Origin of the sequence: Microvirga aerilata, assembly GCF_016743775.1 — a bacterium.
In the GTDB taxonomy this organism is placed as follows: domain Bacteria; phylum Pseudomonadota; class Alphaproteobacteria; order Rhizobiales; family Beijerinckiaceae; genus Microvirga; species Microvirga aerilata.
Genome location: NZ_JAEQMY010000050.1, coordinates 1 through 16608, shown reverse-complemented (window position 1 = coordinate 16608; position 16608 = coordinate 1). Strand labels below are relative to the sequence as shown.

Here is a 16608-nt window from a genome sequence, read left to right as displayed (position 1 = left end):
CATGTTCGATCGACCCGGATCGATCGAGCTAAGTCGATCAACCGGCCTTCTTCTGCTTGAGGAGGGTATAGCCCCACATCTCCTCGCGCTTCTCCATCATGTTGGCCTGGGTGATGGCGAAACCCGGATCGAGGAGTGTTTTCTCCGGCTTCTTGCCTTCCTGCATCTGCAGGATCGCGTCGATGGCGACCTTGGTCTCATAGAAGAGGTTCTGCACGCCGCAGGCGTCCATGTACTTCTGCTCCATGAGCTCATAGGCGGTGGGGAAGCCGTCGAAGCCCGTGAAGATCACGTGCTTGGGATCGCCGATGGGTGCCCACTTGTTGGCGGATTTCAGCGCCTGCGTGATCTGCGGGATCAGGAAGTCCGACGAGGTGAAGAGGAAGTTGATGTCGGGATTGGCCTGAAGCGCGTTGGTGAGCCCGGCGAAAGCCTTGTCGGCGTTCCATTCCGTCGGGATGCGGGCCACGACCTCGATGGTGTCGGAGAACTGAGACACCGCCTCCTGGAAGCCGTCGCGACGCTGGATCGCGTTGGGATCGCCCAGGTTGCCGATGAGGATGGCGGCCTTGAACTTGCCGCCAGCATGCTTGGCGGTGCGGCACGAATGGAGCACCGCCTCGCGGGCGATGGTCTGGTTGTCGGCGACAACGGCCACCGAATAGGCGTCGGTCTCCGCCGGTGGACGGTTGAAGTGCACCATGGGGATGTTGGCGCGGTTGGCGGCACGGATCGCCGGGATCACGGCCTTCGAGTCCGTCTGCACGATGATGATGCCGTCGACCTTGCGGGCGATCATGGCGCGAACCTGCTCGAACTGCTTGCTGTCGTCCTTGTCCGAGATGCCTTCGAGCACGTTGTAGCCGCGCTTCTTCATCTCGTCCTTGATGATCTGCATGCCGGCGACCCAGAACTCGGAGTAGAGCCCGTCGAACAACACCGCAATGGTCTTGCCGCTTTGTGCCTGCACCAGCATCGGGGTGGTGCCGGCGGCCGCGGCCATGAGGGCACCGATGGTGAACTGCCGTCTCGTCGTTTTCATTCTTTCCTCCCAGGTGTGGACAAGTGGGCTTACGCCCTTGGTTGTCAGTTGGCCTCGGCAACCCACACCACGCCGAACCCATCGACATCGATCATGCCGCCCGCCTGCTGCGAGCCGGCCGTGAAACCTTTAAGATGCAGGCGTTCCGGCGCCGCCCATCGGCCTTCCGGCAAAACCAGGCTTGCTGGCGCGGCACGGGCCTGCGTGAGGGCGAGAACCCTGCCCTCGGGCGTGTGCACGAGGAGCCCCCGGGCCCGCGGCTCGTGGGCCCAGGTGACGATCTCGGCCTTGCAGCCGGCAAGGGGCGCCAGCCGGGAGACGAGGTGGCCCGACGGAGACAGGAGGCCATCCGCCTGAACAAGGCCCTTGGGGCCCGCCGCCTCGAAGACGATCAGATCCTTGACGGCGGCATCGATGAAGCCGGCGATGGTGCCCAGCAGCCAGGATGCGGCGAGCACCGTATGCTGCCGGGGATCCGGCGGCGCTTCCGCCCGCCGCGCCTCCGGGCTCGTCGCGTTCGGGTTGAAGCGCATTCCCAATGTCAGCGGCCCGACCACGAGGTCGAGTCCTGGAGCCTTGGCGTGGGCCGTGGCCAGAATGTCCGCAAGCGGCTCGATGCTTTCGCCCAGGGTGTCGTCGTCGGAGGCATGGACGGTAGGGTTGGTCGTCCACGTCGCGTAATCGATGCGGGACGGCAGGGTGCCGCGATTCAGTTCCGTGAAGAAGGCCCCCGTTCCGCCGCCGATGGGGGTGTCAGGCCAAAGCCTGCGCGCATGATCGACAGCCTCCTGCGCGGCATCCCACACGGAAATGCCGAGGGGCTTGCGGCCAGACAGAACCCGGTCGATGGCCTCCAGCACCGTGGCGTAATCGGTGTGGCCCCTCAGGCGGCAGTTCAGGCGGATGTTGCCGGGAATCGCAGCCAGATGACCGGCGAGCTTGTCTGCCCATCCTGGCTCGTCGGGGTCGATCTCGAGTGCAATGGCGTGGAGGGACAATTCCTTGATGGCAGGCGCCACCGCCTGGTCCGGAACCGGGCGCACGACCGGGAGCCCGGCTTCGAGACGGGGCAGCAATGCGGCCTTGTCGATACGGGACTGTGTCTCGATGGTCCCGGACGCGGCGGCTCCCGCCTTGAAGGCAATTCGCACATTCTGCTCGACCGCCTCACCCGCGCCGATGCGATAGGGAAACGGCAGGGCCAGCGGGCGGCTGTAGGTCTTGTAGGAGGCGTCGGTCCAGTTGCGCTGGTCCTCCGTCTCGAACACCTCGCCCTCGAACGCGATCAGGACCGCTGTGCCGCGAGCGGTCCGGTGCGCCAGGGCGGCCATGTCCATGAAGGGCTGGTGCGGAGAGATCTGGACCGGAAAGGCCGCGTGGGTGCTGCGGCCGTCCGCGTGAGTGACCACGACCTCTTGGCCCCGGCAGGCGGCGAGCCCGTGCAGAACCACCAGCCCCGTGCGGTTCGTCAGGAAGCCTCGCGAGGAGCGCACCGCTGAGCGGGCTTCGATGCCCTTGGGCGAGATGCGAAACAGAACGTGCCAGGACAGATCGCCGTTGGGGTGATCGCCCTCCCCGGACGCTTCGATCTCGATGCTGTCCTCGGACCGGCGGATCTGCGGGGCGGCGGCGAGCGGCAGCGTTCCCCAGTTTTCGTCCCGGGCCACGAAGGCAAGGCCGCGAAGAACGACCTCGCCGTCGAAGGCAATGTTGCGAAGCGCCGTGCCGGAGGGGTTCAGCTCGACGGACACGGGACCGGCCGACAGCCTCAGCGGCTGGCCTGCCTCGGCGGCCTCATGGCGTTGCGTCGCGAGCGGCATCCCGCTCCTCCTCCATGCCTGTTATGTCTTTTCAGGAAGATGATGTCATCATACCAGTTTAGTCAATGGGGTTTTTGCGGGCTGTGCAGAAGTGGGGAGGGAGAGCCCAGGCAACGGATGGGCTCCCGGACGCCACCCGAGGAGCGCCGGGGCGCTTTGTTCCGGCTCCTGTTCTCGGCTCAACCCTTGGCGCTGTAAGGCAGCCAGGTTGCGATGCCCGGGAAGAAGATGATCAGGAGCGTCACCAGGATCAATGCTGTGATGAAGGGCAGCACGGCCTTGCTGCCGTCCAAAAGATTCGTTTTCGCGATGCCGCAGGTAACGAAAAGACTCGCCCCGACCGGCGGGGTGATCAGCCCGATGGAGAGCCCCAGGACCGTGACGATTCCGAACTGCACCGGGTCGATCTGCAGGCTCCGCACGAGCGGCCAGAGCACAGGCACCAGGATGATGACGTTGGCGCCAAGATCCAGGAACATGCCGGCGATTAGGTAAACGCCGAGGATCAGGATCAGAACAAGATACGGATCCCGGGTGATATCCATGATCATCTGGGCGGCGGCCTGCGGAATCTGCTCGCGGGTGACGATCAGCCCGTAGAGGGATGCTGCCGCAATCATGAGCATGACGACGCCGGTCGTGACCGCCGTCTCCTGGACGATGCTGGGAATGTCGCGCCAGGCAATGGTGCGATAGACGTAGCGGCCGACGAAGAGCGCGTAGAGCACTGCCACCACGGAAGCCTCCGTCGGCGTAGCGATTCCGTAGCGGATCGAGCCGATGATCACCAGCGGCATGAACAGCCCCCAGATGCTCGCCCGCGTGGCGCGCCCGATGCTTCCGAGCGAAGGCCTCTTGCCGCGCGGGTAGCCGCGTCTGACGGCGAGAAGCCAGGATGTGATCATCAGGGCCAGGGCCATGATGATGCCGGGGATGACGCCGCCGATGAACAGGTCGCCCACCGACACGCCGGTCACCACGGCGAAGATGATCATGGGGATCGAGGGCGGGATCATCACCGCGATGGTGGATGCGCTCGCCGTGACGGCGGCGGTAAACGGCGCATCGTAGCCCTTGGCGATCATGGGCGGGATCAGGGCGCCGCCCGTCGAGGAGGCCTCGGCCACGGCGGATCCGGTCATGCCGCCCATGAGGGTGCCCGAGGCGATGTTCGCATGAGCCAGGCCGCCCCTCAGCCAGCCGACGAGGGAATCGGCGAAGTCGACGATGTCCTTGGCGATGCCGCTGCGCCCCATCAGGTGCCCGGAGAGCAGGAAGAACGGCACCGCGAGAAGCACGAAGCTGTCCATGGAGGCGGTCATCTTCTGAACCACAAGCGTGACGGGCAGCCCGCCATAGACGAGCGCGCCTAGTGAGGCGATGGCCAGCGCGAAGGATACGGGAACGTTGACGAGAAGCAGGAGGGCAAAGCCGACAAGCAGCACGGTCGCCATGGTCAGACCTCGGTCGCGAGTGTTTGGGGGGCGACCTCCGGGCGGGCTCCGCTGAGCCAGCCGACGATGATGTCGCCCGTGATCAGAAGGGCCATGGCCGAGTAGCCGGAATACACGACGCTCATGGGCAGTTCGAGCACCGCGGATGGCTGCGAGTGGGTGATCCCCACGATCTGGAAGCTCGCGAGAAGCGTATAAAGGCAGTAGCCGACCACCAGCACCTCGACGATGCGGTTGGTCCAGGCGTTCATGGCGGGGCTGTTGAGATAGGTCACCGCATCCAGCGCGATGTGCGAGCGGCTCTTCCAGGCGACCCACGCTGAAAGATAGGAAATCCATATGAAGACGTAGCGCGCCAGCTCCTCCGACCATACCAGCGGGTCATTGAAGAGGTAGCGCCAGACCACCTGGGCCGTGCATGCCAGGACCATGACGGCAAACAGGCCGACAAGGGCCGCCAGCACCAAGCGTTCGATGAAGGCCCAGACGCGGGCAACACTCATGTGATATCCCCCAGGAGAATGGAAGGACGCGGTGCCTCGGCATCGGGCTCAAAAGTGGCATGCACTTTCGGGATTGATCCGATGCTTGATCTCCTGCGCCGCGCCCTGTCGAGCGGAGTTCGGGGCGATCAGTTGCCCGCGGCGCGGATCTTCTCGAGCATGGCCTGATCCACGTTCTTCTGGCTCGACGCGATCTCGGCGGTGGCGGCCCGGAAGGGAGCGGTGTCGATGGTCTCGACCACCATGCCCTTCTTCTTCAGCTCCTCCAGCTGCTCCTTCTCGAGTCGCTGGGAGGTCTCACGCTGATAGGTGGTCGCTTCCGCCACGGCCTCGCGAAGGGCCTTCTGCTGATCGGCGGGCAGCCGGTCCCAGGCCACCTTGCTGAACATCACCGCATGGGGTCCATATACGTGGCCCGTGAGGGTCAGGTACTTCTGCACCTCCCATAGGGAGTTGGTGTAGATGATGGTCACCGGGTTTTCCTGGGCGTCGATGACGCCCTGTCCCAGGCTCGTGAACACCTCGCCCCAGGCCATGGGAATGGGGGCCGCGCCGATCTGCTTGAAGGCCGCGATGTGAACCGGATTCTGCATGGTCCGCAGCTTCACGCCCTTGAGATCGTCCGGCGCCTTGATGGCCTTCTTGGTGGTGAGATGCCGCCAGCCGTTCTCCCACCAGGCGAGGCCGACGATGCCCTTCTGGTCCATGCGCTTGAGCAGGTCCTGCCCCACCTCCCCGTCCAGCACCTTGTAGGCGTGCTGCGAATCCTTGAACAGGAACGGCAGGTCGATGACGCCGACCTGGGGCACGAAGGCATTGAGCGGGCCCGTGGAAACCACGGCCATGTCGACCGTGCCGAGCTGCAGCCCTTCCACCATCTCGCGCTCTTCGCCGAGCTGGCGGTCCGGATAAACCTCCACCTTCACCTTGCCGCCGGTCTTGGCAGCCACGAGTTCGCCGAACTTGACGAGGCCGAACTGGGTCGGATGGCCGGCCTGGGCGCCATGCCCGGCCTTGATCACGGTCTGGGCATGCGCGGTGGCGGAGAGACCCATTATGGCGATAGTCGACAGCAGAAGCGCTAGACGTTTCACGGTTTCCTCCAAAATTTATTGTCGTTTTATGGCTCAGCCCTAAGCTTCAGGAGAGGACAAGACATGGGCAGTGTGGACGCTGCCGACTGGTATGACAAGTCCGAAAGTGGTCTAATGACTACACGACGGTACGCTAGCAATTCCGGAGCACGCCCAGACCCATGAGCATGACAGCACCCATCCGTTCGATCCTCGTCACGGGAGCCGGCGGCAATCTCGGCCGCAAACTGATCGCAGGCCTCGTGGGACAGGACTGGTGCGAGCGCATCGTGGCGCTCGACCGGACGGTCCCACCAGCCGAGAGCCGTGGGCTGGCCAAGGTGCGGTGGGTCGAGGGCGATCTCGGCAGGCCGGACGGATCAGGCCTGCGGGAGGCGTTTGCAGGCGTGGACGCGGTCGTTCACTTCGCCGCCCAGAACCCCTACCCCGATGCCCCGTGGACGGATGCCTGCGCGTCCTTCGACATGACGCTGAACATGCTGGCGGCCGCCGCACAGGCGCGTGCTCGCCGGGTGGTGTTCGCCTCTTCCAACCACGTGATGGGCCAGTACAAGGACGCGCCTCTGGCCGACGGCCTTGCCCCGGGCGGCCTGACAACCTCCCTGCCGCCGGGTCCGGGAACGCGCTGGTTCAACGGACGCGAGGTGGTGCAGGGCGTTGCCTACGCGACGTCCAAGCTCATGGGCGAGCGCGCCTGCCTTGCCGAGGCGCGCCGGTCCGGCGGCGCCCTGACGGGCGTCTGCATCAGGATCGGCTGGTGCCAGCCGGGGGAGAACAGGCCCCAGACGCTCAACACCTCCGGCTTGCCCGGCGAGGAGGGAGCCACAGGCCCTGACGCGGAGCGCGACCTGCGCTGGTTTCGCAACATGTGGCTGTCAAACAGGGATCACGTCGCAGTCATCGAGCGCGCCGTGCTCGCCGACAGTGCCCGATGGCCCGACCCCGGCATCGTGGTCAACGGCATGTCCGCCAACCAAGGTATGCTGTGGGATGTGGAGACCACTCGACGGCTGATCGGCTACGAACCGCAGGATGACATTTGGCGACAGCTCGCCTGAACAGCAAGCCTGCTCACATCCCCTCTCCTGCCGCGGACGATCCTGATCGCCGTAGAAGCCGTTGATAAACCGGCAATCTGCAACCTCTGCAACCACAGCAGTCGTGACCATACAAGCCGGTCTTCACCGGCTTGTATGGTCACGACAATGCAGCAAGCTTTCAACTCCCATCGTCGAGGGTTTCGTTCAGATCAGCTGCCCCAGCTATCTAGGTGTATGGTCCCGGGATGTGGTGTGACGGGTTGAGCCTGAACCTTTCGGCTCTTTCGTCCAGAGGTGGCAGACGTATTCGTAGGGTGTGAGGCCCCGCAGGGTCTTGAGCCTGCGAGCATGATTGTAGGCATCCACAAAGAGCTGCAGGTGCGCCCTGAGTTGGTCGTGCGTGTCGTAGTGGTAGCGCTTGACCGTGGCGTCCTTGATGGTGCGGTTCATCCGCTCAACCTGCCCGTTATCCGGCATGATGCTTGCGGTGCCTTATGCGTCCATCTGCTTTCTTCGGAAAGCGGTGCTATGGTGAGCCCATCTGGGACGTGGGGCACCGGGAGCACGAAGGTGCGGGCAGGCCGCCGATAGACGCTGGGCTGAGAGCCCGAGCTCGTTACATGGCCGCCCCTTGCGACTTGCCTGGATGCGCTGCGAGCGCGGATCAGTAGATGTCGTGCAGCCCGCCAGCTCCCGTTGACAACGAGCACAGCTCGGAGGGAGCCGGCATGCGCATCATCGGACTGGATATCCACCGCGCCTTCGCCGAGGCGGTCGCCTGGCAGGAGGGCAAGCTCAAGCGGATCGGGCGCATCGACATGCGCCGGGATCGGTTGACGGCCTTCGCGGCCACGTTGTTGAGCACTGACGTGGTCATGGTTGAAGCGACCGGCAACGCAGCAGCCGTGGCGGCGGTGATCAGCCCGCATGTGAAGCGGGTGGTGATTGCCAACCCCATGCAGGTGCGGGTGATCGCACACGCCAAGATCAAGACCGACACCATTGATGCCGGTGTCTTGGCCCAGCTCTACGCCAGTGGGTTCCTGCCGGAGGTCTGGATTGCTGACGAGGCGACCCAGGCATTGCGCCGGCAGGTCACGCGGCGCAATCAGGTCGTGCGCCAGCGCTCCCGCCTCAAGAACATCATCCAGTCAATCCTGCATGCTCATCTGATTCCCGCGTGTCCCGCGGCCGATCTATGTGGTCCTAAGGGACGAGCCTGGCTGTCGGAGCAGATACTGCCGGCCGATGAGCGCTCTGCCATTGAGCGGCATCTGCGGGAATTCGATCGACTGGCGGACGATCTCCGGGTGATCGAGCGGGATCTTGCGCGCTCCGCCCTGGCGGACGAGAGCGTCGCGCGCCTGATGACCATCCCCGGCATCGACATGGTGGTGGCGCTCGCGTTGGCGGCCGCCATCGGCGATGTCCAGCGCTTCGAGGCTCCCGAGAAGCTGGTCAGCTATCTCGGACTGAACCCGAGTGTGCGCCAGTCCGGCCCTGGGCCAGCCCATCACGGCCGGATCACCAAGCAGGGACGTGGGCATGCCCGGGGCATGCTGGTTGAGGCCGCCTGGGCTGCGGCACGAGCCCCTGGTCCCCTGCGGGCGTTCTTCCTCCGGGTGAGCAGCCGACGCGGCCAGCATGTGGCGGCAGTGGCAACGGCCCGCAAGCTGGCCGTCCTCATCTGGCATCTTTTGCGCAAGGGCGAGAGCTACCTGTGGGCCCGTCCGGCGCTGCATGCCAAGAAGATGCGCGAGCTTGAACTCAAGGCGGGCTATCCGGCCGCCCGCGGCCAGAAGGGAGCAGCTCACGCCTACAATCTCAAGAGCCATCATGATCAGGAGCGACGCTGGGTTGAGCAGGCCGAGGCGGCTTACACCCGGTTCGTGGCAGGCTGGAACCCTCGTGGCCCGAGATCGGGAAAGGTGCGCACGGGCGCTCTAAAGGAGGAGCGACGATAAAGGCTGCGCGGCAGGGTTTGCACCTCAAGCCCTGCTCTTGGCCACAGAGTCACACGTGCGCGAGAGGAGAATACACCAAGATGATGTAAAAAGCTCTTGTCGATCACATCAGTGGTCCATGGGTGGTTCACCTTGGTGAGCCGGTGCTCAATGTCGTGCTGCTCGCAGACGCGATCAAAGATGTGCGTGCTGTCCCAGATGTCCTGCTTGCGCGGGGTGAACTGGACACCATTGTCGGTCAGCACCGTATGGATGCGGTACGGGACGGCCTCGATCAGATCACGCAGGAACCCGGCTGCCTCCATCTTGCCAGCGCTCACCACGAGGCGGACGAAGGCGAACTTGCTTGTGCGGTCGATGGCCACGAACAGCCGCAGCTTGCCTTCTTCGGTTTGAACCTCGGCGGTACCGATATGGAAGTAGCCGATCGGATAGCTCTTGAACCTCTTCTTGACGGGCTTGTCGCCGGTCATATCGGGCAAGCGGCTGATACCATGGCGCTGAAGGCAGCGATGCAAAGCCGATCGCGTGAGGTGCGGGATGGTGGGCTGAAGGCCATAGAGGCAATCATCGAGCGGCAGGAGCGTGTGCCTGCGGAAGGCCACGATGATGGCCTCCTCCGCGGCTGTCAGCACGCTGGAGCGCACCTCTTTCGGACCCATCCTGGCATCGGCTGTGCTGGAGCGCTTACGCCATTTCTAAACCGTGGTGGGACTGATCCCATAGCGTTTGGCCAGCACTCTTACGCTCTCTTGACGTAGCTGGATCGCGCGACGGACTGCCTCCGTCGTGGTGGCGCTGCCGTGAAGAACTTGGCCCATAACGGTTCCCTTGCAGAATGGTGGTCAATCGTACCACCACACCGCGGGATCAAACACCTAGCCTCTTGTGAGTACCCTCTTTTGCAGGATCGACTTCCAAATTGAATAGTAGCAAGTTGGATATCTATTGGACATTGCAAGAATAGGGCTAAAGCATTTCAGACACAGTCTCTGACCGGAAATCGGCACATTGATTGCCCTCCTGTCTGCCACAATTCTTTTCATCAAATCTGGCTTGGCGAAAACCATTCAGCCGTCAGGGCAGACTGCCTCCAGCTTGCCAACGAGGTACTCCCGGCGAGCGCAACGGTCTGGCATGCGGAATTTATTGTATCCAACGCGCTCCGGCAATGCTTCCCCCTCTCGCTTCTCTCGAGCCGGCAAGCTCAAGACGGGACGTCGTAAGATGAGGAAAGGCATCCACTCACCTCGCTGATGCTCGCCTGCACCATCATCACCAGGCTCGTTCGTGCAGTGATTACTTCTTTAGGCATTTACGCAGGATAGCCGTTCCCTTGGAACTTGAACATTCTGCACCCATCTTCCCCTCGCAAACCATCGAATCGAGCAGAACTGCGTACTGTGCGGCTCCTCTCAGGGCTCAGGTTATCAAGTGACCGCCCACCTTCCCGGCATCAGGCTGAATTCGGATCGGGTTCATGACTACCTATTCAGCGCAGCACTCCTAATACCAACGCTTAAAGCCAGCAGATCCGAGAGAGATTAGAATGCTCGAGGCGCCTGCTTCGTTCAAGGCAGAACGACTTTCAGCAACTCAACATCACTGGAGGCCATAGACGTGTCGGACCCAGCCCCAGCAGGTCTTCGCCGTGAGTCCCGCACCCTGCTCCCAACTGTCAGCGTGATAATCCCCGCCTACAATGCTGGAAGCACCGTGGAACGCGCGATTCGCTCAGTGCTTTGCCAATCAAGGGCCGACCTCGAGGTCATTGTGGTCGATGACGGCTCTACCGATGCAACGCCTAAGATCGTCCGGGAAATTGCTGCACAGGATAATCGAGTGCGTCTAATCCAGAACCCGATCAATCTTGGAGTTGCGGCAAGCCGCAACCGCGCTCTCGATGCAGCTACCGGTATCTGGATTGCCCTGCTCGACGCCGATGATGTTTGGCTGCCGGAACGGCTTGAACAACTCCTGAAGCGAGGGGCTGCATATGACATTGTCAGTGATGACCTTCTCATCGTACGCAGCACCGAGATGCATCAACCGGGTCTCCCCCGCTGGAGATTTCTCCCGTTTGTTGGCCTCAAGGTCATGAATGGACATCAATTGGCCGTTGAAGAATTCATCAAATACGATCTGGCTTTTCTCAAACCTCTGACCAAGCGAGCGTTCATCAATGAGAACTGCCTTCGGTATGATGAGGATCAACGAGTTGCCGAGGACTTTTATTTTTACCTCAAATGCCTTGTCGCTGGCGCGCGGTGGCTTCTGCTGCAGGAAGCGCATTATGTTTATATACGTGGATCGGATAGCCTTAGTCGGGATATGGCCCAGATGGCCGAGGAGCACATTCGTAGATCGGATAAGTTGCTCAGGACAATAAACCCGTCGCAGCGGGAGATATATAGGCTGTTGAGCCTCTTCAATCGGCAATGGCGGGCAACCGCAGCGCTTGAGGCTGTCCGTAAACGGCTTCGCGAGCGCGATCTCAGTGGTCTTGGCCACTTGTTGGTCGAGCAACCCTCATTTGTGGGCTTGATATCATGGAAGGTGTCAAGGCACCTGCTCTATCGTCGGCTGCTTGCACCTTTGACGGCCGCTCGCAACAAGGTCAATGGCGAACGACACCCGTTGAGCGTGCACTGATGATCGCAATGTCGATCTTGCGCCGAGCGGTTTAGACCGAATCACTTCGCTACGGGATATAATAAGTGCGGTACCTGATGCGACCATCTGCCTTCTTCGGAAAGCAGTGATATTGGTGAGCCCACCCCGGACGCGAGGCACGGGTGCACGAAGGGGCAGCCATGTAACTTACCTGGATGCGCTGCAAGCGCGGAGGCGGCAGGCATGCGCATCGTCGGACCGGATATCCACCGCGCCTTTGCTGAGGCGATCGCCTGGCAGGTATGCGAGTTCAAGCGGATCGGGCGCATCAGCATACGTCGGGAGTCATCTAAACGCTTCAAAGCGTAAAGGTTCAGGGACGGCGCCATCCCTGAACCCTCTTCGTCATTTCAAGAGCCTTACTCCCGGCTCTTCAGCGCTACTTGCGAATTAGAACAGAAAGTCCGTTTGTGCGAACGTGACAACTCCCTTGCACTCAATGCGCATCTCTGCAGCTATGTCGGCGTCAATATTGCCTTCGATAATTGTGACACCCTTGGAGATGTCTTGATAGGCTCGCAGCTGCCCGGCACGGCTGAAGGCCGTAGCGCCGATGAAGCTGAAGTCTTGACTGCCCGACACCGTCAGATTGGCATCGCGCTCGCCGAGATCGATCCGATCCTGCCCCTTAGTGAAGTCGAGGATTACTTCGGCCATCGCGTCAGAGTTGCCGATGATGAAAGTGTCATACCCGCCGCCGCCGTGCAGGACATCGTTTCCCATGTTGCCCTCAACCTTGTCGTTGCCGGCACCGCCATAGATCGTGTCGTTGCCGCCACGGCCATAAATGAAGTTATCGAGGCTATTACCCACGATTGTCTGAGCCGAGTCGGTTCCTGTGTACGAAGCAGTCGAGAAGGTGGGTGTGGGCGTGGCCGTGTTGGCCTCGGACGGAGTCTGATTGACTGGCATCGGAGCAGGGGCAGTTGTCGTCACCGCTCCTATCAGCCTCTGAATCCCCTCCCAAGCGACAATCTTGAAGTTCGACGTGGACTGTCCGGTGTTGAACTCATCGTGCACCACGAGCATGCCCTTGCCGAACCCACCGCCCAGATTGGCCGAGGTCACGTCCAGGCCATCGGTGTTCTGCACGCCGCTGACGTTGAAGGTGCCGAGGAACTTGTCTGTTTTACGGTCATAGACCTTGACAGAGCTGTTGCCCTGGCTTGAGAGCAGGACGTAGCCATTGCCGCCCCCCAAGTCATAGATCGAGACGCCCTCGGCATCAGCCGCCAGACCGTTCTGGCCAATCGTGGCGATGGTGGTATTGGTGTTGCCCGTGGCCGGATCGGCCTTGAACTTGTACAGCCCGCCGGTTTCGGACGCGACGTAGATGGTGCCGTTGCCGCCGTCGACCTCAATGCCCTCGACCTGGCCGCTCACATGCATGTCGCGAACGGCCTTACCGGTTACGGAGGAGCCAGCTGTGATCTCGAACTGCCGCACGAGGCCCGACTTGCTGGAGATGGCGGCATAAAGCTTGCCGTTGGCCTCTCCGAGCGCAAAACCGTAAACATCGCTCAAGCCGCTGGCGACCGATCCCACCTTGGCGAGCTTGCCGCTTGCGTCGATGCGAAAAAAGTCCATGGCCTTGGTGTCACGGTTGCTGACGCCAACGAGATTGCCCGACACATCAACGTTGTTGTACGGGTCGTTGGCGACAAACCGCGAAACCTCGCGGCCGGCCATGTCCCACACAACCAGGCCGCCATTGCTAGCCTTGCTGGTGCCGATGATTAGGCTCTTGCTGGCATCCGCCGGGTTGACCCAGATCGCAGGATCGTCAGCCACGTCGCCAGATCCCATGACTGTGCCCGTTTCGGCAGTCTTGTTGACTGTGCCGGTGAACGGAACATTCGACGTAGGCGCAGGACTGGGCGCAGGAGCTGGTGTTACTTGCCCCACAGGCGACGCCTCGGGCGCAGCAGGCTCGCTATGGACAGCGTCCCCGTCGTCAGCCAATGCGAGCGTCTTGAATGTGTTGTAGGAAGCCTTGCGCTCGCCGTTCGGCCCGAGCATGCCGAAATAGTTCTCGGTATCGCCCGTGCTGCCGCCGCGATCCTTGTAGCTGTACCACATCAGGGGGCCGGCCCAATCGTACCCCTTGGCAAGATCAACAGCCTGCTTGATCATCTCCGCTTGCTTCTGCTGGGATACTGCGTTGGGCCCGGTGGTGGGAGCACCCATTTCCGTCATCCAGATCTTCTTGTCGCCGTCGCCTGCGGCAACCATTGCGCCGCGGATGCCCGTTTCCATGATCTGCCAACCATTCCAGGCCGCGGGATCATCTGGCATGAGAGGCCAAGAATAAGGATGGAAGCCGAGTGCGTCGAAGTAACCCTTAGCGCCATTGGCATACATCTGCTTGACGAATTCGACCGCTCCATACCATGAGCCGCCCGACTCAGGCGATGGCGAAAGACCGCCCGAGATCACGAACGAGTTCGGGTCGGCCGCCTTGATAGCCGTGTAGGCGGCCTTGAGAGCCTTCGTGTAATCCGCAGCGTTTGGATAGGCTCCCCAGTACATGGTCAGGTTCGGCTCATTCCAGATTTCCCAGTGCTGGACCTTGCCCTTGAAATGTTCAACGGCTGCCTTGGCAAAGTCTGCATAGAGCTTGATGTTAGCATCGTTTGCCATGCCGCCGGTGGCCTTGGCCCAGCTTGGGACACCCTGCAACTCCGCTATCACCTTGATGCCATACTTGTTTGCAGCAGCGACAACCTTGTCGTGGTTGCCCCAGTTGTAGGGGCCGTCAGCCGCAGCCCATTGAATGTCGCGCCACCAAAAATCGATGCGGACCCAGTCAACTCCCATCGACGCGTAATCGGCCATCTCAGCCTCGAGCTCAGCCGTTGATGCTCCCAGCAACTCCCCAAACGGAGTGGCCATGCCAAGCTGGCCGGCGGGCGGGTTAGCAATCGCCATGATCGTTCTCCAAATTTATGTATTTGTGAGCCGGCAAGGCATGATAAAACGATCGCTCAAGGATGAGCGGCAAGCCGGCATGTAAATTGAATGATTATGTTCGAATGCCCAACGGGCATGTCAGGCCACTAACAGACCTGCAAACAATGTTGATATTTAATCATTTTAAAAGCCCCAAAAGCGTTTTTATTAACGTTGCTTATCCAACCCTTAGGAGCTTGCCTCTAAATGGGCAGTTTGTTCCTATCGGCAGGCCGGTATTTGTTAACGACAGAAATGCTGGAGATCAACTAGGCAATTTAAAAAATATCGACGGTTTGTCATAATAAGACATAAGTCATCGTTATAATTAGGAATATTCTTACAGTTCTTTTTCAACTCAATTCTGACACTTTTATGCCGCATTCAAGAGATCGGGGCGCCTACTTTCTCACCCAGCCGGGATGACATAAAGCCATATCTATATCAGTTCTGGTGCGAGCAAAAACTAGCACTACAGATCCTATGGGGGTGGATAGCGGTCTACTCTCTGGCAGAGTGAGGTTGCGATATCCACTCACGCTGGAGACCAACCGATGTCCGTCGAGCTCCGATCCGAGCAAACCGCTATCCACACTGATCTTGGCGCAATCTTCGTCTCAATAGAACTCAGTCGTTCTGTCTGGCTCTTGACCTCCCTGTCGCCCGGGGCCGGGGAGACGATGTCCAAGCACAGCGTGCGGGGCGGCGATGTGGCCGGCCTGCTGACGCAGTTTGCCCAGTTGCAGGAGAAAGCGCGCGCTCGCACCGGCCAGATGTATCCGATCATCGCTGTTCAGGAGGCGGGTCTGGATGGGTTCTGGATCCATCGCGTACTGGAGAGCGAGGGGATCGAGAGCCATGTTGTCGATCCCGCCTCGATTGCCGTCTCCCGCCGCTGCCGCCGGGCCAAGACCGATAAGATCGACGGCGAGGCCCTGGTGCGCACGCTGCTGGCCTACAAGCGCGGGGAGCCGCGGGTGTGTGCCATGGTCCGGGCGCCGTCACCTGAGGAGGAGGACCGGCGCCGCATCAGCCGCGAGCGCAAGACGCTCACCGCCGAGCGGGTCCAGCACGTCAACCGCATCAAGGGACTGCTGTTCGCGCAGGGAATCGGCGACTATGAACCGCTGCACCGCGACCGCAGGACAAGGCTCGACGCGCTCACAACCGGCGATGGCCGGCCGCTGCCGGTCCATCTCAAGGCTCAGATCAGCCGCGAACTCGACCGGCTTGAACTTGTTCTGGAGCAGATCAAGGCGGTGGAAGCCGAGCCGGATCACCTGCTCGCCTGTGCCGAAGAGGTGGCCGGCGCCGTGCCGCCAGAGCGGCTGCTTCACCTGAAAGGCATCGGACAGGAAGCCGCCGCTGTTCTGTGGGCGGAGGGCTTGTTCCGCACCTTCGGCAATCGCCGGCAGGTGGCTGCCTATGCGGGCCTGGCTCCCACTCCTTGGAAGAGCGGATCGGTGGATCGCGAGCAAGGCGTGTCGAAAGCCGGCAACCCGCGCCTGCGGACCACCATGATCCAGCTCGCTTGGCTGTGGCTGCGCCATCAGCCCGGCTCAGCCCTGAGCCTGCGGTTCCAGGAGCGGGTCCGGCGCAACGGCGGGCGCGTGAGGAAGCCGATGATCGTGGCGCTGGCCCGCAAGCTGCTGATTGCCTTGTGGAAGTATGCGACGGCCGGAGTGGTCATCGAGGGGGCCGCGATGAGGCCTGCGTAAAGCACGGCGCAATTGGGTGGATTTGCTTCGCCGGACCCTGATCAGTTCTGGCGGATCCAGGTGGACGGACCGATATGCAACATGGCATTCAGAGCCGCACTATAGAAGGGTTCCGTCGCCTGAGCCCACGTCCGCTGCAAGCGGGATTGTGGTGCGGCTGCGTGCGAGCAGCGACCGGATGTGAGTTGGAGCTGGCGCTGGACACAGGCCAGATCATGCAACGGGCTACAGTTGCACCTGCCGCTCATGGGCTCATAATCTCCTGATCTGACAAAGGAGGCTGCCATGACGGGTGTAGCCATCGAGCAGATGCTCGAGCTCTGGTGTGTGGAGTTGCGTCAGGTCAAAGCT

Annotated in this window: 11 protein-coding genes and 2 pseudogenes; 5 read left to right on the top strand and 8 right to left on the bottom strand. The window is 61.6% G+C overall.

From position 1 onward, the window contains the following. Positions 1-37 precede the first annotated feature (37 nt). From JKG68_RS22690 to JKG68_RS22670, 5 genes are all read right to left on the bottom strand, one after another. Positions 38-1042, bottom strand: a complete 1005-nt coding sequence (locus tag JKG68_RS22690) for a sugar ABC transporter substrate-binding protein (protein WP_202063623.1) — start codon at positions 1040-1042, stop codon at positions 38-40. A 44-nt stretch (positions 1043-1086) separates the two neighbouring features. After that, a complete protein-coding gene (locus JKG68_RS22685; protein WP_202063622.1) occupies positions 1087-2862 on the bottom strand; it encodes a D-apionate lactonase family protein in 1776 nt (591 codons plus the stop codon). Between the two features lie 179 nt (positions 2863-3041). Beyond that, positions 3042-4316 carry a TRAP transporter large permease gene (locus tag JKG68_RS22680; protein ID WP_202063621.1) on the bottom strand — a complete coding sequence of 425 codons (1275 nt, stop codon included), beginning with the start codon at positions 4314-4316 and terminating at the stop codon, positions 3042-3044. A 2-nt stretch (positions 4317-4318) separates the two neighbouring features. After that, positions 4319-4819 (bottom strand): TRAP transporter small permease, encoded by a 501-nt coding sequence (locus tag JKG68_RS22675; protein WP_202063620.1) that lies wholly within the window; start codon positions 4817-4819, stop codon positions 4319-4321. A 128-nt stretch (positions 4820-4947) separates the two neighbouring features. Further along, positions 4948-5913, bottom strand: a complete 966-nt coding sequence (locus JKG68_RS22670; RefSeq protein WP_312890923.1) for a TRAP transporter substrate-binding protein — start codon at positions 5911-5913, stop codon at positions 4948-4950. A gap of 161 nt (positions 5914-6074) precedes the next feature. Here JKG68_RS22670 and JKG68_RS22665 point away from each other — a divergent pair, with 161 nt between their 5' ends. Beyond that, entirely contained in the window at positions 6075-6971 is an 897-nt protein-coding gene (locus tag JKG68_RS22665) for an NAD-dependent epimerase/dehydratase family protein (RefSeq protein WP_202063619.1), read from the top strand. Between the two features lie 208 nt (positions 6972-7179). Here JKG68_RS22665 and JKG68_RS22660 read toward each other — a convergent pair. After that, positions 7180-7421 (bottom strand): annotated as a pseudogene (locus JKG68_RS22660) (integrase core domain-containing protein); the annotation flags it as partial. Positions 7422-7681: 260 nt separating this feature from the next. Between JKG68_RS22660 and JKG68_RS22655 the strand changes: the two are divergent. Beyond that, a complete protein-coding gene (locus JKG68_RS22655; protein ID WP_202063618.1) occupies positions 7682-8917 on the top strand; it encodes an IS110 family RNA-guided transposase in 1236 nt (411 codons plus the stop codon). A 95-nt stretch (positions 8918-9012) separates the two neighbouring features. On the opposite strand, the pseudogene JKG68_RS22650 reads toward JKG68_RS22655, so the two are convergent. Continuing rightward, positions 9013-9738 (bottom strand): annotated as a pseudogene (locus JKG68_RS22650) (DDE-type integrase/transposase/recombinase); the annotation flags it as partial. Between the two features lie 799 nt (positions 9739-10537). On the opposite strand from JKG68_RS22650, the gene JKG68_RS22645 reads away from it, so the two are divergent. Both JKG68_RS22645 and JKG68_RS34300 read left to right on the top strand, forming a co-directional pair. Next, positions 10538-11569: a glycosyltransferase family 2 protein gene (locus tag JKG68_RS22645; RefSeq protein ID WP_202063617.1), complete on the top strand. Its 1032-nt coding sequence runs from the start codon at positions 10538-10540 to the stop codon at positions 11567-11569. 204 nt (positions 11570-11773) lie between these two features. After that, complete coding sequence (locus tag JKG68_RS34300) at positions 11774-11899, top strand: hypothetical protein (protein ID WP_281399198.1); 126 nt, start codon at positions 11774-11776, stop codon at positions 11897-11899. An 81-nt stretch (positions 11900-11980) separates the two neighbouring features. Here the strand turns inward: JKG68_RS34300 and JKG68_RS22640 are convergent, their stop codons facing one another. Continuing rightward, positions 11981-14518: a phytase gene (locus JKG68_RS22640; protein ID WP_202063616.1), complete on the bottom strand. Its 2538-nt coding sequence runs from the start codon at positions 14516-14518 to the stop codon at positions 11981-11983. A 575-nt stretch (positions 14519-15093) separates the two neighbouring features. On the opposite strand from JKG68_RS22640, the gene JKG68_RS22635 reads away from it, so the two are divergent. Beyond that, positions 15094-16257, top strand: coding sequence for an IS110 family RNA-guided transposase (locus JKG68_RS22635; protein ID WP_202063615.1), 1164 nt, complete (start codon positions 15094-15096; stop codon positions 16255-16257). Positions 16258-16608 lie beyond the last annotated feature (351 nt).